Origin of the sequence: Kitasatospora sp. NPDC056531 (genome assembly GCF_042794375.1) — a bacterium.
Lineage (GTDB): Bacteria > Actinomycetota > Actinomycetes > Streptomycetales > Streptomycetaceae > Kitasatospora.
The window spans coordinates 56,929-75,251 of the sequence record NZ_JBHTTU010000018.1; the positions used below are offsets into that span (position 1 = coordinate 56,929).

The 18,323-nt window shown below is 73.2% G+C and carries 14 protein-coding genes; 8 read left to right on the top strand and 6 right to left on the bottom strand.

Annotated features, from left to right (window positions below; all coding sequences use genetic code 11):
• Position 1: 1 nt before the first annotated feature.
• Positions 2 to 2,395 (bottom strand): FtsX-like permease family protein, encoded by a 2,394-nt coding sequence (locus tag ACFQ87_RS18130; protein ID WP_380611757.1) that lies wholly within the window; start codon positions 2,393 to 2,395, stop codon positions 2 to 4.
• 73 nt (positions 2,396 to 2,468) lie between these two features.
• Complete coding sequence (locus ACFQ87_RS18135) at positions 2,469 to 3,182, bottom strand: ABC transporter ATP-binding protein (RefSeq protein WP_380611758.1); 714 nt, start codon at positions 3,180 to 3,182, stop codon at positions 2,469 to 2,471.
• A gap of 278 nt (positions 3,183 to 3,460) precedes the next feature.
• On the opposite strand from ACFQ87_RS18135, the gene ACFQ87_RS18140 reads away from it, so the two are divergent.
• The 4 genes from ACFQ87_RS18140 (at position 3,461) to ACFQ87_RS18155 (ending at position 8,402) form a co-directional block, all read left to right on the top strand.
• Complete coding sequence (locus ACFQ87_RS18140; RefSeq protein WP_380611759.1) at positions 3,461 to 4,912, top strand: histidine kinase; 1,452 nt, start codon at positions 3,461 to 3,463, stop codon at positions 4,910 to 4,912.
• The gene (locus ACFQ87_RS18145; RefSeq protein ID WP_380611760.1) at positions 4,864 to 5,511 is read left to right on the top strand and encodes a response regulator; all 648 of its coding nucleotides are present in this window, start codon (positions 4,864 to 4,866) and stop codon (positions 5,509 to 5,511) included. The genes ACFQ87_RS18140 and ACFQ87_RS18145 overlap by 49 nt, the downstream gene beginning before the upstream one ends.
• A gap of 369 nt (positions 5,512 to 5,880) precedes the next feature.
• Entirely contained in the window at positions 5,881 to 6,939 is a 1,059-nt protein-coding gene (locus tag ACFQ87_RS18150; RefSeq protein ID WP_380611761.1) for an isopenicillin N synthase family dioxygenase, read from the top strand.
• Between the two features lie 641 nt (positions 6,940 to 7,580).
• Entirely contained in the window at positions 7,581 to 8,402 is an 822-nt protein-coding gene (locus ACFQ87_RS18155) for a MerR family transcriptional regulator (protein WP_380611762.1), read from the top strand.
• 84 nt (positions 8,403 to 8,486) lie between these two features.
• Here the strand turns inward: ACFQ87_RS18155 and ACFQ87_RS18160 are convergent, their stop codons facing one another.
• The 4 genes from ACFQ87_RS18160 to ACFQ87_RS18175 all read right to left on the bottom strand — a co-directional run bounded on the left by ACFQ87_RS18160 (position 8,487) and on the right by ACFQ87_RS18175 (position 14,301).
• Positions 8,487 to 10,694 (bottom strand): 3-hydroxyacyl-CoA dehydrogenase NAD-binding domain-containing protein, encoded by a 2,208-nt coding sequence (locus tag ACFQ87_RS18160; RefSeq protein ID WP_380611763.1) that lies wholly within the window; start codon positions 10,692 to 10,694, stop codon positions 8,487 to 8,489.
• 37 nt (positions 10,695 to 10,731) lie between these two features.
• Positions 10,732 to 11,946 carry an acetyl-CoA C-acetyltransferase gene (locus ACFQ87_RS18165; protein ID WP_380611764.1) on the bottom strand — a complete coding sequence of 405 codons (1,215 nt, stop codon included), beginning with the start codon at positions 11,944 to 11,946 and terminating at the stop codon, positions 10,732 to 10,734.
• An 82-nt stretch (positions 11,947 to 12,028) separates the two neighbouring features.
• Positions 12,029 to 13,171 (bottom strand): acyl-CoA dehydrogenase family protein, encoded by a 1,143-nt coding sequence (locus ACFQ87_RS18170; RefSeq protein WP_380611765.1) that lies wholly within the window; start codon positions 13,169 to 13,171, stop codon positions 12,029 to 12,031.
• Positions 13,172 to 13,173: 2 nt separating this feature from the next.
• Positions 13,174 to 14,301, bottom strand: coding sequence for a CaiB/BaiF CoA transferase family protein (locus ACFQ87_RS18175; protein WP_380611816.1), 1,128 nt, complete (start codon positions 14,299 to 14,301; stop codon positions 13,174 to 13,176).
• Between the two features lie 341 nt (positions 14,302 to 14,642).
• On the opposite strand from ACFQ87_RS18175, the gene ACFQ87_RS18180 reads away from it, so the two are divergent.
• From ACFQ87_RS18180 to ACFQ87_RS18195, 4 genes are all read left to right on the top strand, one after another.
• Positions 14,643 to 15,185, top strand: a complete 543-nt coding sequence (locus ACFQ87_RS18180) for a GNAT family N-acetyltransferase (protein ID WP_380611766.1) — start codon at positions 14,643 to 14,645, stop codon at positions 15,183 to 15,185.
• Between the two features lie 82 nt (positions 15,186 to 15,267).
• A complete protein-coding gene (locus ACFQ87_RS18185) occupies positions 15,268 to 16,257 on the top strand; it encodes a hypothetical protein (protein WP_380611767.1) in 990 nt (329 codons plus the stop codon).
• 40 nt (positions 16,258 to 16,297) lie between these two features.
• Positions 16,298 to 17,560, top strand: coding sequence for a sensor histidine kinase (locus tag ACFQ87_RS18190; RefSeq protein WP_380611768.1), 1,263 nt, complete (start codon positions 16,298 to 16,300; stop codon positions 17,558 to 17,560).
• Positions 17,557 to 18,240 carry a response regulator gene (locus ACFQ87_RS18195; protein WP_380611769.1) on the top strand — a complete coding sequence of 228 codons (684 nt, stop codon included), beginning with the start codon at positions 17,557 to 17,559 and terminating at the stop codon, positions 18,238 to 18,240. Before ACFQ87_RS18190 ends, ACFQ87_RS18195 begins: the two co-directional genes overlap by 4 nt.
• Positions 18,241 to 18,323: the final 83 nt, after the last annotated feature.

An 18,323-nucleotide genomic window follows, 5' to 3' on the forward strand; every position in this document is an offset into this window, starting at 1 on the left:
GTCACTCCGTCCGCAGCGCCGTGACCGTCCGGGTACGGGCCGCCCAGGTCGCGGGCAGGAGGGCGCCGAGCAGCGCCAGCACCAGGCCGCCGAGTATCAGCGGCCCCACCACCGACGGGGCGAACACGGCGAGGTCCGCGTCCGGCACCTCGAGCCCGGCGGCGCTGGCCATCGCCGGCATCACCTGGTGGTGCACCAGGATCCCGATCGGGACCCCGATCAGCCCGGCCACCAGCCCGCTGCCACAGACCGAGGTGAGCACCATCCCGACCGCCTGCCGGGGCGACATCCCGAGCGCCTTGAGCACCCCGAGGTCGTGCACCCGCTCCCGGGTGTCCAGCAGCACCGTGTTGAGCACCCCGAGCCCTGCCACCACGGAGAGCAGCAGCGTAAGCGTGCCCGCCAGGGTGTTCATCGCCAGCACCACGATGTTGATGTGCTCCTCGCCGGGGTCGGCGCTCAAACCCTGTTGCTCCACGACCTGGTCCAGCCCGTCGGCGTAGGCCTTCGCGTCGGTCCCCGGGGTGAGGTCGATGTGAAAGGAGAGCGCCTCGCTGTGGACCGCACCGCCGAGCGGCGTCAGCGCGGCCCGGTCCAGGAACACCAGGTCCTCGGTGGTCACCACCTCGCCGGTGATCTTCGCCGGGGTGCGGTGCCCCTGGTCGCTGAGGGTGACGGTGTCACCGATCTGCGCCTGGTTGGCGCGTAGGAAGGCGGCACCGACCACGACCTCGCCGGGGCCGTGGAACCAGCGGCCGGAAACCAGCTGGAAGCCGCTCCAGGAGACGTCACCGGTGAACGCGACCACCTGGGAGCGCCCGGTGTTCCCGGCCACGGTGACCGGGGTCGGCACGCTGCTGTACCAGGCCCGGGTGCCGGGGCGGGACTCGATCGCCTTCGCCACGGCCGCCTCGTCCACGTGGTCGACGGGCTTGGCGGAGCCCTCGATCGGCGGCTGGACCAGCACCTTGCCCGCCCGGTCGGCCGTCAGGGCGTCCTGGAGGGAGCCGAGCGACAGCGTCAGACCGACGCAGAGGGTGACCCCGACCGTGCCGAGCACCACCGCGGCGGCGGTGGTCGCCGAGCGGCCCGGACGGTTGAGCGGGGACGCCAGCCCGAGGCTGAGCGCACGCGGCACCGGCAGCCGGCTCATCCGGTTCTGCACCCGGGACAGCAGGCCCGCCGCTCCGGCCCGTTCCGTCGTGCCGTCGGCAGCCGCCCGCTTGGCACCCGGCGCCGTCCGGCCGACCGCGAGCGCCTCCACCGTACGCAGCCGCCCGGCCCGCAGCGCCGGCACCAGCGCGGTACCCGTCACAGCGGCCAGGGCCACCACGGCGACCACCACATCCACCCAGAGCGGGATGCCGAGCAACCCGCCGCGCAGGGCCTTGTGGGCCATCCCGAGGACCGGAACGGAGAGCAGGTTGCCTCCGAGCACGCCGAGCGCCGTGCCGACCCCGGCGGGGATCAGCGCCTGGCCGACATAGGCGCGCGCCACCTGGGCCGGGGTGAAGCCCAGGGACTTGAGGATGCCGATCCGCCGGGTGGCGGCGCTCACGGCGCCGCTGACCACGACCCCGATGATCAGCACCGACATGGCCAGGCCGAGCACTCCGAAGGCGGTGACGAACGGGACGAAGGTCGAGGCCGTCCGGTTGGCCTCCTCCCGGGCGGGCCGGTAGGAGGTGGCCTTGGTGAGCGCGCCGTTCGGCACCGCGGCGGCCAGCGCGGCGTGGTCGGCCTCCACCTCGGCGTCGCTGTCGGCGTGGGCGAAGCGGTAGAGGTACTGGGCGGCGGGCGTGGTGCCGGGCGCGGTCAGCCCGGCCACCTGCTCGGGGGCGATCCAGCCGTCCGCGCTCCAGGAGACCGAGGTGGCCAGGCCGACGACCTTGAGCGTCGGGTGCCCCGGCAGGTCCGGGAACTGCATGCTGTCGCCGACGGCCAGTGGGGAGTGCCCGTCCAGGAACACCACCTCACCGGGGCCGGTCACCCAGTGGCCCATGGTGAGCCGCAGGCCGTCCATCGGGCCGTCCTGGGCACGGCCGACCAGCGTCATCGGCGGCAGCAGGCTGCCGGCTGGCGGGATCTGCGTGCCCGGAGCGGAGCGCGGCTGCACGGTGACCGCGGAGTAGGGGCCGGCCGAGGCCGTCACGCCGGGCGCGTGGGCGGCCGCGGCGAGCTGAGCGGGGCTCGCCCTGGTCTGGTCGTACAGCACGTTGAGGTGCGCGCCGTGTTGGTCGGTGAAGGAGCGCTGGTACGGGCCCTGGGCGGCGACCAGCAGTCCGACCGCGAGGATGCACGCCGTCACGGACATCATCGTGGTGAGCACCATGACCAGGGTCTGCACGCGCTTGCGGCCGACCCCGGCGCGCACCACCTTGCTCAGGGCACTCATGCGGCCACCTCGCTTCGTCCGGCAGGGGCGTTCGCCCTCCCGCGCCTTCCTTCGGTTCGCTCGCTCCGCTCGTTCACCGGGTGACCCCCGGAGCCGGGACGGCCGCCGTGTCCCGGACCAGTCGGCCGTCGAGCAGTTCGATCGTCCGGTCGGCGCAGGCCTCGGCGAGTGCGGTGTCATGGGTGACCAGCAGGATCGTCTGGCCTTCCGCGTTGAGCCCGCGCAGCAGGTCGCGCACGTCGGCGGCCGAGGCCGTGTCGAGCGCTCCGGTCGGCTCGTCGGCCAGCAGCAGCGGCGGGCGGTTCATCAGTGCCCGGGCCACTGCGACGCGTTGGCGCTCGCCGCCGGAGAGCCGGCCGGGGAAGGCCTTGGCGTGCCGGGCCACCCCGAGCCGCTCCAGCAGCTCCCCGGCCCTGGCCCGGGCCCGCTCCCGCCGCATCCCGGCCAGCTGCGCCGGGAGCAGCACGTTGTCCTCCACGTTCAGGTCGTCCAACAGGTTGAAGAACTGGAACACCATGCCGATCCGTGTCCGCCGGTACTCGGCCAGCGCGGCCTCACCGAGCTGGTGGACGGCCACGCCGTCCACCTCGACGGCGCCCTCGCTCGGGCGGTCGAGGCCGGCGATCAGGTTCAGCAGGGTGGACTTGCCGCTGCCCGAGCGGCCGAGCACGGCCAGCGCCTCGCCAGCCCGTACCTCCAGGTCGAGCCCGGCCAGGGCGGGGCGGGCGGCGTCGGATCGGTCGTACGTCTTGCTGACGCCGCGGATCCGGATGATCGGCGCGTTCACGGGCCCTCCACGGTTCGGGGTCCGGCACCGGGAGACCGGGGCCGGCTGACGGGACATGACGCTACGAATCGGCGGCGGGGTGCGGACAGCCGTCTAAACGGCCTCTCGGGGGTGTATCCAGATACACCCCGAACTGGGTGTTCAGGCCTAGAGCGCCGGGCGTCCGCGCCCGGGCAGACTGAGCCACCGAAAGATCGGAACCGGGGCTCTGCGGGGCTTCGGGACCCAGGCTTCGAGGCCTCTACACAGGGGCTCCGGGAACGATGAGGGGGCTCGTCATGAGGACGGGAGTGATCGGCAAGGTGGCCCGTCGGGTGGGCCGGGCCTGCGTGGACGGCGTGCGCGCCTGGTACGTGGTGACGCTGGCCGTGACGGGGCTGGTCTCGCTGCTGGCCGGGCCGATCCTGCTGGCCGCCGCCCTGTTCGGCCCCGACGAGTCCCGGCCGTTCTCCCCCGGTGGGCCGCTGATCCTGCTCGTGCCGATGGCGCCGGTCGCTCTCTGGGCGCTCTGCTGGGCCACCGGGGGCGGCGGCCGGGCGGTCGGGGCCGCGCTGTTCGCCCCGGGCGCGCTCGCGGTGATGGCGACCCACCTGTACGGCGGTGCCGCGCCCGGCGACCGGTCCGTCTCGCTCTGGATGGCTCCTTCGCTGCTGGTGCTCGGGCTGTTCGGCGCGCGCTGGGCCGCCACCGAGAGCCGGCGGGTCGTCGAGCGGTGGAGCGGGCAGCCGGTCCCGGTGCCGTACCGGCGCCCGGCCGACGAGGCCGGCCCCTGGCACCGGCTGCGGTCCGGCGGCTGGCTGACCGACCCGGCGACCTGGCGGGACCTCGCCTGGGCGCTCCTCACCGGCTTCGCCGTGCTGTTCACCGCCACGATCGTGGTGTTGACACCGGTCGCCCTGGAGGTCTTCGGCCGGAACGGGCCGTTCTTCCCGCTGATCATCGTCTACGGCATGGGCGTCTGGATGGCCCCGTTCGCCATCCTGTGGGCAGCCCCGCCCGTCCTGCGGATGCACGAGAAGGCGGCCCGGGCGCTGCTCGGGCCGTCCCGGCGGGCCGAACTCGCCCGCCAGGTCAGCCACCTGGCCCGGACCAGGGCGGACACCATCGACGCCGGGGCGGCCGAGCTGCGCCGGATCGAGCGGGACCTGCACGACGGGGCGCAGGCCCGGCTGGTGGCGCTGGGCATGCTGCTGACCGTCGCCGAGCAGGTGAAGCACGACCCGGACGCCCTCGGCCCGCTGCTGGCCGAGGCCCGGACGTCCTCGGTGAAGGCGCTGAGCGAGCTGCGGGACCTGGTCCGGGGCATCCACCCGCCGGTGCTGGCCGACCGCGGCCTGGCCGACGCGGTGCAGGCGACCGCACTCGACCTACCGCTGCCGGTCACCTTCACCGGCGGTCTGCCCGGCCGGGCCCCGGCCGCGGTGGAGTCGGCCGCCTACTTCACGGTGAGCGAGCTGCTGGCCAATGTGGTCAAACACTCCGGGGCCTCGCACGTATGGATCGAGATAGGGCACAGTGACGGGCTGCTGCGGATATCGGTCACCGATGACGGGCGCGGCGGCGCCGACCCGTCCCGGGGAACCGGTCTCAGCGGAACCGAACGCCGACTGGCCGCCTTCGACGGGGTGCTCGCGATCAGCAGCCCGTCCGGTGGTCCGACCATCGTGAACCTGGAGATCCCGTGCGCGTTGTCATCGCCGAAGACCTCTTCCTCCTCCGGGACGGGCTGACCCGGCTGCTGGAGGCCAACGGCATGAAGGTCACCGCGGCGGTCGAGAACGGCGAGCAACTGCTCACCGCGGTCGCCGCCGACCGGCCCGACATCGCCGTGGTCGACGTACGGCTGCCGCCCAGCTTCACCGACGAGGGGCTGCGTGCGGCACTGGCGGCCCGTCAGGCACAACCGGGCCTGCCCGTGCTGGTGCTGTCGCAGTTCGTGGAGCAGCTGTACGCCCGCGAGCTACTGGCTGGCAGCACCGGCGGAATCGGCTACCTGCTCAAGGACCGCGTGCTGGACGGTGCCCAGTTCATCGACGCCGTCCAGCGGGTCGCCCAGGGCGGTACCGCGATGGACCCGGAGGTGATCACCCGACTGCTCAACCACAACTCCTCGGCCGGCCCGGTCTCCACCCTCTCCCCGCGCGAGCGGCAGGTGCTGGCGCTGATGGCCGAGGGCCGCTCCAACGCCGCGATCGCCCAGCAGCTGGTGATCACCGAGCGGGCGGTCGCCAAGCACACCGCGTCGATCTTCGTCCGGCTCGACCTCCAGCCCTCCGACGACGACAACCGCCGCGTCCTGGCCGTCCTGGCCCACCTCAACAACTCCTGAACGCCCTCGACACCCCTTGGAAGGGAGCCGCCGATCACCACACCGCCGCTTTGAGGGGCCCACGATTTTGAGGGGACGCGGACAAGTGGTGGGCAGCCCTCCGCCGCAGGGGGCTCGCCCGCCGTGGAAGCGGTCATCTACGCTGATGAGGTGCTCATCCTTGTTCGCCGCCGCCACGTGGACCTGCTCCGCGTGACGAGCATGTCCTGTCGACGCTCCGGCTGAACCTCGCATTCACCCTCAACGGCGGCCCCGAGCGGTCGCCACCACCTCCCGGCTCCCGGAGCACCCGCCGCACCAGGCGCAGCTCCGGCCACCTCCCGGTCGACCACCGGGACCGACCGGGACGAGACCTAGCGGATGTCACACATGACGCAGCAGCACACGCCCATACCCGGATCCGGCCCCACCGAGGCGCTCCCCGACGCCCTCCCAGTGATCGATCTCTCGCTCGCCGACGGCAGCCCGGAGGACCGCCTCCGCCTGCACGACGAGCTGCGCGCCGCGGCCACCGGCGTCGGCTTCTTCCAGCTCGTCGGCCACGGCGTCACCCCGGCGGAGACGGCCGCGCTCGCCGGCGCCATGCGCGCCTTCTTCGCCCTCCCCGAGGCCGACCGGCTCGCCGTGAGCAACCTCAACTCCCCGCACTACCGGGGCTACACCCGCACCGGCGACGAGCGCACCGGCGGCAGCCAGGACTGGCGCGACCAACTGGACATCGGCGCCGAGCTTCCCCCGCACGTCCCCGGCACCGGCGAGCCCCCGTACTGGTGGCTGGAGGGCCCCAACCAATGGCCGGCCGCCCTCCCCGGGCTGCGCACCGCCGCCCTCGGCTGGATCGACCACCTCGGCGATGTCGCCCGTAGGCTGCTGCACGAACTCCTCGCCGCGATCGGCGCCCGCCCCGACTTCTACGACGAGGCCTTCGCGGGCCACCCCCACCTGCGCCTCAAGCTGGTCCGCTACCCCGGCACCGCCCCGGACGGCGCCGGCCAGGGCGTCGGCGCCCACAAGGACTACGGCTTCATCACGCTGCTGCTCCAGGACACCGTCGGCGGTCTCCAGGTCGAGCGCCCGGACGGCACCTTCCTGGACATCCCCCCGCTCGACGGCGCCTTCGTCGTCAACCTCGGCGAACTCCTGGAAGTGGCCACGGACGGCTACCTCAAGGCCACCAGCCACCGTGTGGTCAGCCCGCCCGGCGCCCGCGAGCGCTTCTCCGTGCCCTTCTTCTACAACCCCCGCCTCGACGCCCACATCGAGCCGCTCGACTTCCCGCTCGCCCACCACGCCCCCGGCGCCACCGAAGACCCCGAGAACCCCCTCTTCGCCGACTTCGGCCTCAACGAATGGAAGGGCTACACCCGAGCCCACCCCGAAGTCACCCGCCGCCACCACGCCACCCTGACCGAACCCGCCACCCACTGACGCCGGACGAACCGTCGTCGACGCCCCCGCCCCCGCCCCACCGATCGGACCCGGCACAGCAACCCGATCCCGGCGGACGGCGGGGGCGTCGCCGTGCCACCCCGGCACCGATGCGGCTGCCCGGGCACGCCGGCGGCGCGGACCCCGAAGGGGTCACGGCACCAGCGCGGGACAGCGGCTGTGGAAGGCTACGGAACCCGACCGGTCAGCTCAGCAGAGCGGGCCGCTATCGCGCCGGCCCAGAGCCGGCCGCTCCTTGACCTCGGTTGCCGCACCCGCCGAGGCAGTACGACACCAGCAGGCTCCCGGCCCGCGCCAGGACCCGGGCCGACGACGGATCCGACAACGCCGCCCGGCACTCACCGAGCCAGCGACCCACGACCCGCCGCCACATCGCTGAACCCCCAGCCAGTCCCATCGCCTCCCGACCGTTGGCACGCACGGCGTCCGTCACACGTAGGGCCCCTCCCCTCCCCGCAGCGACAGGTCGGCAGCCCGGCAGGTCGACAGCCCGGCAGGCCAGCAGCCCGACAGCCCGACAGCCCGACAGCCCGACAGCCCGACAAACGGTGGACCCGCAGAGCGGCCACTGTCACACTGCTGGTGTCACAGCAGGAGTGTGCCAGCGCGGGAGGCAGCAGATGGGGGAGCACGGCGCCGTTGTGGGGGAGGTGCGGCTGACGGTGGACGAGTTGGCGGCGCGGGCCGGGGTGACGGTGCGGACGGTGCGGTTCTACGGGACGAAGGGGTTGCTGCCGCCACCGGAGTTGGGACCGCGGCGGGTGGGGTTGTACGGGGCGGCGCACCTGGACCGGTTGGGGCTGATCGAGGAGTTGCAGCGGCAGGGGCTGACGCTGGCGGCGATCGAGCGGTACCTGGCGCGACTGCCGGAGGACAGTACGCCGCTGGATCTGGCGATCCACCGGGCGCTGGTGGCGTCCTGGACGCCGGAGACCCCGGAGGAGGCCACCCGGGCGCAGCTGGAGCGGCGGGCCGGGCGGGGGCTGTCCGAGCAGCAGATGGAGCGGCTGGTCGTGATGGGCGCGCTGGAGCGGACGGCGGATCCGGAGGTGTTCCGGGTGGATCCGGGTCTGCTGCCGCTGGGGGTGCGGATCCTGGACGTGCCGATCCCCCTGGAGACGCTGCTGGCCGCCCGGGCCGTGGTGCTGGAGCACAGCCGGGCGACGGCCCGGGAGCTGCAGCGGTTGTTCCGGGAGACGGTGTGGAAGCCGTACCGGGAGAGCGAGCCGGCCCCCGACGAGCTGGCCCGGATGAAGGCGCTGACCGACCACATCCAGCCGATGGTGGCGCAGGCGCTGGTCACGGCGTTCCAGCGGTCGCTGCGGGAGGAGCTGGGCGAGGAGCTCGCCGGGGAGTTCAGCGAGAGTCCGAACGAGGACCCGGACGAGGACCCGAACGAGAAGTCGACCGGAACCCGCGCGAGAAGCCGAACGGGGAACTGAAGGAGAAGCTGGACGGCGCCTCGGGTGAGGCCGTGCGGGACACGGCCTCACCCGAACTCGGATCCGCCTGAACCGGGGACCGGATCAGTCCGTGAAGGTCCGCCCCTCCGCCGCGACCCGCTCCAGCAGCGCCGGGGGCGCGAACCGCTCGCCGTACGCGGCGGCGAGTTCGCGGGCGCGGGCCGCGAAGCCGGCCGGGCCGCCCTGATAGCCGTTGATGTACTGGAACACGCCGCCCGTCCAGGCCGGGAAGCCGATACCCAGGATCGAGCCCACGTTGGCGTCGGCGACCGAGGTCAGCACGCCCTCCTCCAGGCAGCGCACCGAGTCCAGCGCCTCGCTGAACAGCATCCGCTCCTTGAGGTCCTCGAACGGGACCTCGACCTGGTCGACATCGTCAACGCCGTCGGCCACACCGCCGCCAGGACGCGAGAAGTGCTCCCGCAGCCCCGGCCAGAGCCGCCCGCGCTTGCCGTCCTCGCCGTACTCGTAGAAGCCCGCGCCGCCGCTGCGCCCCGGACGACCGAACTCGTCGACCATCCGGTCCACCACCGCGTCCGCCGGGTGCGGCGTCCAGGTGCCGCCGGCGGCCTCCACCGAGCGCCGGTGCTCGTCGCGGATCTTGCGCGGCAGGGTGAGAGTCAGCTCGTCCATCAGGGAGAGCACCTTGGCGGGGTAGCCGGCCTGGGCGGCGGCCTGCTCGATGCTGGACGGGTGGATTCCCTCGCCGACCATGGCGACGCCCTCGTTGAGGAACTGGCCGATCACCCGCGAGGTGAAGAAGCCTCGGGAGTCGTTGACCACGATCGGGGTCTTGTCGATCTGCCGGACCAGGTCGAAGGCGCGGGCGAGCGCCTCGTCCCCGGTCTGCGGGCCACGGATGATCTCGACCAGCCGCATCTTGTCGACCGGCGAGAAGAAGTGCAGGCCGATGAAGTCGCCGGTGCGCTGGACGCCCTCCGCGAGCAGGCCGATCGGCAGGGTGGAGGTGTTGGAGCAGAGCAGCGCGTCGGGGGCGACGAAGCCCTCGATCTCCTGGAACACCTTGTGCTTGAGCTCGGTGTTCTCGAAGACGGCCTCGATCACCGCGTCGCAGCCGGCCAGGTCCGCGGCCTCGGCGGTGGGGGTGATCCGGGCGAGCAGGGCGTCGCGCTTGGCCTCGGTGGAGCGGCCGCGGGCGACGGCCTTGTTCAGCAGCCCCTCGGAGTAGGCCTTTCCGCGCTCGGCGGCCTCCAGACTCACGTCCTTGAGCACGACCTCGATGCCGGCCTTGGCGCAGGCGTAGGCGATGCCGGCGCCCATCATCCCGGCGCCGAGCACCGCGACCTTGCGGACCAGTCGCTTCTCGAACTCCTTGGGGCGCCCGGCACCGGAGTTGACCGCCTGCATGTCGAAGAACAGCGCCTGGATCATGTTCTTGCTGGTCTGCCCGCAGGCCAGCTCGGTGAAGTAGCGGGCCTCGATCACCATCGCGGTGTCGACGTCGACCTGGCTGCTCTCCACCGCGGCGGCCAGCACGTTGCGCGGGGCCGGGTAGGGCGCGCCGTTCAGCTGCTTGCGCAGGTTGGCCGGGAAGGCGGGCAGGTTGGCGGCGAAGGCGGGGGTGGCCGGGGTGCCGCCGGGGATCTTGTAGCCCTTGACGTCCCAGGGCTGGACCGCGGTCGGGTTGGCCTCGATCCAGGCCTTCGCGCGGGCGGCCAACTCCTCGGGGGTGTCGACCAGTTCGTGCACCAGGCCGTGCTCCAGCGCCTGAGCCGGGCGGTACTGGCGGCCCTGCAGCAGGAACTTCAGCAGGGCGTCGGTGATGCCGAACAGCCGTACCGTACGGACCACCCCGCCGCCGCCCGGCAGCAGGCCGAGGGTGACCTCGGGCAGGCCGATCCGGCTGGCCGGGGTGTCCAGCGCGATCCGGTGGTGGCAGGCGAGGGCGATCTCCAGGCCGCCGCCGAGCGCGCTGCCGTTGACAGCCGCGACGACGGGCTTGCCGAGGGTCTCCAGGGTGCGCAGCGAGCGCTTGATCCGCATGGACTTCTCGAAGACGGCCTCGGCGTCCCCAGGTTGGGCGGCGGAGAGCATCCGCAGGTCTCCCCCGGCGAAGAAGGTCTTCTTGCCGGAGGTGATCACCACGCCGCGCAGCGCGTCCCCGAGCCCGGCCAGCCGCCCGACCACGGCCTCGAAGTCGGCGGTGAAGGCCTCGTTCATGGTGTTGACGGACTGGGTGGGGTCGTCGAGGACGAGGGTGACCACGCCGTCCTGGTCCTGCTCCCAGCGGATGGTGGTGGTGTCGCTCATCAAGTTCTCCAGGTCTACCGGTCTGCTGGGGAGGGGGTCAGACGCGCTCGACGACGGTGGCGATGCCCATGCCGCCGCCCACGCAGAGGGTGATCAGGCCGTAGCGCAGGTCGCGCCGCTCCAACTCGTCGATCACGGTGCCGAGCAGCATCGCGCCGGTGGCGCCGAGCGGGTGGCCGAGGGCGATCGCGCCGCCGTTGACGTTCACCTGGTCGTGGCGGAAGCCGAGTTCGCGGATGAAGCGGAGCGCGACCGCCGCGAAGGCCTCGTTGATCTCGACCAGGTCGATGTCGGCGGCGGTGAGGCCGGCCTTGGCGAGCGCCTTGCGGGTGGCCGGGGCCGGGCCGGTGAGCATGATGGTGGGCTCGGAGCCGGAGACGGCGGCGGAGACGATCCGGGCGCGCGGGCGCAGCCCGTACCGCTCACCGACCTCACGGTTGCCGATCGCGACGAGCGCGGCGCCGTCCACGATGCCGGAGGAGTTGCCCGCGTGGTGGACGTGGTCGATGGCCTCCACCCAGTGGTACTTCTGCAGCGCGACGGCGTCGAAGCCCCCGGCCTCGCCGATCTGGGCGAAGGAGGGCTTGAGGCCGGCCAGGGTCTCGACGGTGGTGCCGGGGCGGATGAACTCGTCGCGCTCCAGCACGACCAGACCGTTGCGGTCGCGCACCGGGACCACCGAGCGGTCGAACAGGCCGTCCGCCTGGGCCTTGGCGGCGCGGGCCTGGGACTCTGCGGCGAAGGCGTCCACGTCGGTGCGGGAGAAGCCCTCGATGGTGGCGATGAGGTCGGCGCCGATGCCCTGCGGGGCGAAGTTGGTGTCGTACGCGGTCATCGGGTCGGCGAACCAGGCGCCGCCGTCGGAGGCCATCTTGACCCGGGACATCGACTCCACGCCGCCGGCCAGGATCAGGTCCTCCCAGCCCGAACGGACCTTGGCGGCGGCCAGGTTGACGGCTTCCAGGCCGGAGGCACAGAAGCGGTTCTCCTGGACGCCGGCCACCGTGTCGGGCAGGCCGGCCGCGATGGCGGCGATCCGGGCGATGTCGGAGCCCTGGTCGCCGATCGGGCTGACCACGCCGAGCACGATGTCGTCGATCGCGGCCGGGTCCAACTCGGGGTAGCGGCTGCGCAGTTCATGGATCAGGCCGACGACCAGGTCGATCGGCTTGGTGCCGTGCAGCGAGCCGTTGGCCTTGCCGCGGCCGCGCGGGGTGCGGATCGCGTCGTAGACGTACGCTTCGGTGGTCACGATGGAAATGCCTTTCGGGGCAGGGGGGTTCCTGAGGGTTCCGGGGGTTCCCGAGGGTTCCGGGGGGGGTTCCTGAGGGGGCTCAGCCGAGGATGGAGCGGCCGACGATCTCCTTCATGATCTCGGTGGTGCCGCCGTAGATGGTCTGGATGCGGCCGTCGGTGAACGCCCGGGCGACCGGGAACTCGCTCATGTAGCCGTAGCCGCCGTGGAGCTGGAGGCAGCGGTCGGCGGTGCGCTTCTGCAGTTCGGTGGCCCACCACTTGGCCATCGAGGCGTCGGCCGGGGTGAGCGCGTAGCGGTTGTGCTCGGTGATGCAGCGGTCGACGAAGGTCCGGGTGATCGCGCACTCGGTGGCCAGTTCGGCGATCTCGAAGCGCACGTGCTGGAGCTTGGCCAGCGGACGGCCGAAGGCCTCGCGCTGCTTGACGTAGTCGGTGGTGATCTCGACCAGGTACTCGGCGCCGGCGATCGCCGCGGCGGCGATGGTGAGCCGCTCCTGGGCGAGGTTCTGCATCAGGTGGATGAAGCCGCCGTTGAGCTCGCCGACCAGGTTCTCCTTCGGCACCCGAACGTCCTCGAAGAACAACTCGGCGGTGTCCTGGGCCTTCTGGCCGATCTTGTCGAGGTTGCGGCCGCGCTCGAAACCGGGCATGCCGCGCTCGACGGCCAGCAGGCTCAGGCCGTGCGAGCCGCCCTCGGGGGTGGTGCGGGCGACCACGATCACCAGGTCGGCGAGGATGCCGTTGGAGATGAAGGTCTTGGCGCCGTTGAGCAGGTAGTGGTCGCCCTGGTCGACCGCATGGGTGCGGATGCCCTGCAGGTCGGAGCCGGTGCCCGGTTCGGTCATCGCGATCGCGGTGACCAGCTCGCCGGTGCAGAAGCCGGGCAGCCAGCGGCGCTTCTGCTCCTCGGTGGCGAGCGAGGTGAGGTAGGGGCCGATGATGTCGTTGTGCAGGCCGATCGCCAGCCCGGACGCACCGGCCCGGGCGAACTCCTCGGCCAGCACTGCGGCGTAGCGGAAGTCCGGGGTGCCGCCACCGCCGTACTCCTCGGGGACGGCCAGGCCGAGCAGGCCCTGGCGTCCGGCCGCGAGCCAGACGGAGCGGTCGACGATGCCGGCCCTCTCCCAACGGTCGTAGTGCGGCAACACCTCCTTGGTGAGGAAGGCCTTCACGGTGGCCCGGAAGTCCTCGTGCTGCTCGGTGAAGATCTCGCGCTGCAACGCTACGCTCCTTGTTCTGCTACGGAGTCGACGGCCGACTGGTCGAGGGACGGCACGCCCCAGTCCCGGGCGACCTCTGCGGTGTCCGCGCCCGGCCGGGCCGGCGGGCGGCGCAGCGCGCCGGGGGTGGCGGAGAAGCGCGGGGCGGGGGCGGGCTGGGTGACGCCGTCCGCCTCGACGTACGTACCGCGCGCCATCAGGTGTCCGTCCGTCGCGGCCTGGCGCATCGTCAGCACGGGTTCCACACAGGCGTCCGAGCCGGCGAAGACGGCCTCCCACTCGGCCCTGGCCCGGGTGGCGAAGCGGGCGGCGATCCGGGTGCGCAGTTCGGGCCAGCGGGCGAGGTCGTACTGTCCGGGCGCGTCCTGGCCCAGTTCCAGCAGCCGGGCGAACTCGGCGTAGAACCGGGGCTCCAGCGCGCCCACCGCGAGGTGTCCGCCGTCGGCCGCCCGGTAGATCGCGTAGAACGGCGCGCCGCCGTCCAGCAGGTTCACGCCCCGGCGGTCCTGCCAGTGCCCGGCCGCGAGCAGGCCCCACAGCATGCTGCCCAGGTGCGCCGCGCCGTCCACGATCGCGGCGTCGACCACCTGGCCGGCGCCGGTCGCCCGGGCGTGGTGAAGCCCGGCGAGCAGGCCGACGACCAGGTAGAGCGAGCCGCCCGCGTAGTCCCCGAGCAGGTTGGCCGGGATCCCCGGCGCCTCGCCCGCCCCACCCTGCGCCGCGACCAGCCCGAGCACCCCGGCCACCGCCGAGTACCCGAGGTCGTGCCCGGCGGTCGCGGCCCGCGGCCCCTGCTGCCCCCACCCGGTCATCCGCCCGTACACCAGCGCCGGATTGCGCGCCAGACACGCCTCCGGCCCGACCCCGAGCCGCTCCGCGACACCCGGCCGGTAGCCCTCGATCAGCAGATCCGCCCGCTCCACCAGCTCCAGCACCCGCCCGGGCCCCTCGGGCGACTTGAGGTCGATCAACACCGACCGCTTGTTCCGGTTGGTCAGGTCGTACGCCGGATCCGCCCCGAGCGGTGAGGGGTCCGGCCGGTCCACCCGCACCACGTCCGCCCCGAGATCCCCCAACAGCATCGCCGCGAACGGCCCCGGCCCGATCCCCGCGAGCTCCACCACCCGCACACCCGCCAACGGCCCCGGACCGCCGACGCCGCCCGCTGGACTGCCTGTGTCACGCACTGGCCGCAGACCCCTTCAGGGTTTGACAGTAAAGCTGTAACACTCGCGATGATAGGGAAGCGACCGGCCGGTAACAAGACCTCCTCCCCCGCCCGGTGTCACCGGCTCCCCCGTGGCGAACCCGTGGCGAACCCTTGACGGACCCGGCGACTCCCCGCGCAACCGACGCCACGGAGGGCGCGGGCGCGCGCCGATCCTGCAGCCGGGGAGAAATGGGCGGGCACGCACCCAGGTAATAGCCTATTGTGCGATTGATCTCTTACGGATGCCACGGGGGAAGTGCCATGACCACCACTGACCGGACCACCACCGCCGCCCGCACGATCGTCGCCGTCTCCGAGCGGCTGGTGCTGACGCGGCCGCAGGAGGACGACGTGGAGGCGATGTTCGCCATCCACGGGGATCCGGAGACCAACCGGTACAACCCGAACGGGCCGCAGCGGGACGTCGCGCAGGCGCAGGAGATGCTGGACGGGTTCGTGGCGGACTGGCCGCGGGACGGGGTGGGGTACTGCGCGGTGGCGACGCGGGAGCAGCCGGGGGTGATCATCGGGTTCGCCGGGCTGTATCTGCACACGCTCGACGGGGAGAAGGTGTTCAACCTGTACTACCGGTTCCGCCCCTCCGCGTGGGGCAAGGGATACGCTGCGGAGGCGGCGCGGGCGGCGATGGCGGAGGCGCTGCCGCGGTTCCCGGGGATTCCGGTGATCGCGCTGATCCGGGCGGACAATCTGCCCTCGCGGCGGCTCGCGGAGCGGCTCGGGCTGGTGGCGGACCCGGACGGGCGGGTCGACCACGAGGAGCGGCTGATCCACCGGATGGCGTGAGCCCGAGGATCCCCCGCCGGGGGGAGGGGGATCCGGCGCCGGGCGGAGGCGGCGGCCCGGGGCGCAGGGCGACCGTGGGGGCATGAGGATCCATGAGAACGCGGTACGGGCCGGGGCGGCCTGGACCGCGGTGGCGGCGACGGTGCCGTACCTGACGCTCAAGGTGCTGTGGCTGACCGGGTGTCCGGTGGGGTCGGACGATCCCGGGGAGCTGGACCGGCTGTGGCTGCTGAACCTGCTGACCTTCGGGATGGACGCCATCGCCGTGGCCCTGGCGCTGGCGTTCGTACGACCGTGGGGGCGACGGGTGCCGGCCGGGCTGGTGGCGTTCCCGATGTGGGTGGCGACCGGTCTGCTCGGCACCATCCTGGTCGCGCTGCCGCTGTACCTGTCGAGCGTCCTGGTGCTGGGGCCGGAGCACAGCAGCGGGCAGGGCACCGACATCGGCATCGCCGACTGGGTGTTCTTCGTCGTGTACGGCGGGTTCACCGTGCAGGGGTTGGCGCTGATCACCGCTTTCACGCTGTACGCCCGACAGCGCTGGGCCGACCTGCTGCGGGCACGGATCGGCGATCTGCCGCGCTCCCCCACCCTGGCCGTGCAGCGCAGTCTCGGCTGCGTCGCGGCGCTGCTCGGCCTCGGCGCCGCGGCGGCCCGGGTGTACTGGGCGGCGGGCGGCTCGGTCGGGATGCCGATCGCGATGGCGGAGGAGCACCCCCGGGGCGTGGCGGTGATGGACGCGGTGACCGCGGTGATGGCGGTGGCCGCACCCACGGCGCTGCTGGTGCTGGTGTTCCGGGTCCGGCCGGGCGGGCGCTTGCGCGGTCCGCTGCTGGTGGCCTGGACGGCGGCCGGATCACTGTTCGGCTGGGGCAGCTGGCAGTTGGTGGCCTTCGCCGCGACGACGACCAGGGTGACCGAGCTGCGGACGGCGGTGCCCGGACTGATGCCCCTGGTGCAGGCCGGACAGGTGGTGGCCGCGGTGCTGGTGCTGACCGTGGGCGCGATGGCCCTGTGTGAACGGGCCGCCGCCGAGCAGCCGGCGCCGTCGAGCGAACCGGCGGCCAGGTGAAGCCGACCGGGCGGGCGCCCGCTGACGTAGAGTCACCCGGGTGAACACGGGGGGCGGTCGGCTGCGGTCGGTGGTGGAGGCGCTGTTCGGGCGACGGGCCCGGCTGCGCTGGGTGCATCTGGTGCTGGGCGGCGCGCTGCTGATGCCGTACTGGCTGCTGTCGGTGGTGGGGCTCGGGGCGTTCAACCCCGACCAGGGGCACCTGCGGCAGGTCCTGCTGCAACTGCTCGCGCTGTTCACATCGCTGCCGATGGCGGCCGTCACCGCGCTGGTGCCGACCGTCCGGGGGCTGGAGGGGGCGGCCGCGCGGGCGCTGTGCGTGGTGGCGCGGCCGGAGGAGCTGGCCACCGGGCCGGCCCGGTCGTGGGGGGCGAGGTGGCGCACCGCGGTCTGGTTCGTGCTGCACCTGTTCTGCGGCGGGGTGGTCGCCGGGATGACGCTCGCCGGGGTGCCGTTCTCGATCGTGCTGCTGATGAGCCTCAACGGGTCCAAGGACCTCGGCCGGTACTGGGAGGACCGCTTCCCCGGCTGGATGCTCACCGGCCCGGCGCTGGGCCTCGCTGTCCTGCTGCTCGTCGTCGGCACCAGCGCCGCCTGCGGCGCGCTGCTCGCCCGCTGGGCGCCCATCCTGCTCGGGCCGACCCCGGAGGAGCGGCTGGCCGCCGCCGAGCGGCGGGCCACCGTGCTCGCCCAGCGCAACCGGCTGGCCCGCGAGCTGCACGACTCGGTCGGGCACGCGCTCAGCGCGGTCGGCATCCAGGCCTCGGCGGCGGCCCGGGTGCTGCGCACCGACCCGGACTTCGCCGCCGAGGCGTTGCGGGCGATCGAGGAGACCGCGCGGGGGGCCGTCGCCGAACTGGACACCGTGCTCGGGCTGCTGCGCGAGGAGGAGACCACCGCCGGACCGGCCGGGCCCACGCTCGCCGAGCTCGACGACCTGCTGCGCCAACTCACCCGCACCGGCGTGACGGTGGACGCCGAGCTGGCCCCGGACCTGGCCGCGCTGCCCGCCGAGGTCTCCCGCGAGGCTTACCGGATCGTGCAGGAGGGCCTGACCAATGTGCTGCGGCACGCCGGGCCCGCCCCGGCCGGACTGCGGGTCGCGCTCGGCGCGCGCCGGCTGGAGATCGAACTGACCAACCCGCTCGGCCCCGCCCGCCCGAGCCGCCCCGGCGGCGGGCGCGGGCTGCGCGGGATCGGGGAACGCGCCACGGCCCTGCGCGGCGGGAGCACGGCGGGGCCGAGCGAGGACGGAACGACGTGGCGGCTGGCCGTCTGGCTGCCGGTGGGAGGGACACCGTGAACAAGAACACCGGTACCGGGACCATCCGCGTGGTGATCGCGGACGACGAGCGGCTGGTCCGGATGGGCCTGCGGGTGGTGATCGACGCCGAACCGGACCTCACCGTGGTCGGCGAGGCCTCCGACGGCGCCGAGGTCGTCCCGCTGGTGCGCGAGCTGCGCCCGGACGTGGTGCTGATGGACGTCCGGATGCCCGGCATCAACGGGATCCGGGCCACCGAGCAGCTGGTCGGCGGGATGGCCGAGCCGCCGAGGATCCTGGTGGTCACCACCTTCGAGCACGACGACCACGTGTACGACGCGCTGCGTGCGGGCGCGGCCGGGTTCCTGCTGAAGCGGGCGCGGGCGGAGGAGATGGTCCAGGCGGTGCGGCTGGTCGCGCGCGGGGACTCGCTGCTGTTCCCGGCGGCCGTGCGCGAACTCGCGCTGCGCCACGGCGCGGACGACCGCCGGGACGCCGCCGTGGACCGGGGACCGATCGGGCGGCTGACCGAGCGGGAGGGGCAGGTGCTGCGGCTGATGGCCTCCGGGCTCAACAACAGCGAGATCGCCCAGCAGCTGGTGGTGAGCCAGGAGACGGTGAAGACCCACGTCGGCAGTGTGCTGGCCAAGTTGGGCGCCCGGGACCGCACCCAGGCGGTGATCGCGGCGTACGAGTCGGGGTTCGTGCTGCCCGGCTGAGCCCCGGGGAGGCGATCGTACGGGCACGTACCGGTGCGCACGGAGGTTCCGTCCGCCCGCTACCAGCAAGTAGAGTTCGGCAT

What these genes read in the sequence shown, in the direction of transcription:
- ACFQ87_RS18160 (WP_380611763.1), bottom strand. Translation starts at nt 10,694, where the DNA reads ATGAGCGACACCACCACCATCCGCTGGGAGCAGGACCAGGACGGCGTG.
- ACFQ87_RS18185 (WP_380611767.1), top strand. Translation starts at nt 15,268, where the DNA reads ATGAGGATCCATGAGAACGCGGTACGGGCCGGGGCGGCCTGGACCGCG.
- ACFQ87_RS18150 (WP_380611761.1), top strand. Translation starts at nt 5,881, where the DNA reads ATGACGCAGCAGCACACGCCCATACCCGGATCCGGCCCCACCGAGGCG.
- ACFQ87_RS18130 (WP_380611757.1), bottom strand. Translation starts at nt 2,395, where the DNA reads ATGAGTGCCCTGAGCAAGGTGGTGCGCGCCGGGGTCGGCCGCAAGCGC.
- ACFQ87_RS18180 (WP_380611766.1), top strand. Translation starts at nt 14,643, where the DNA reads ATGACCACCACTGACCGGACCACCACCGCCGCCCGCACGATCGTCGCC.
- ACFQ87_RS18155 (WP_380611762.1), top strand. Translation starts at nt 7,581, where the DNA reads ATGGGGGAGCACGGCGCCGTTGTGGGGGAGGTGCGGCTGACGGTGGAC.
- ACFQ87_RS18140 (WP_380611759.1), top strand. Translation starts at nt 3,461, where the DNA reads ATGAGGACGGGAGTGATCGGCAAGGTGGCCCGTCGGGTGGGCCGGGCC.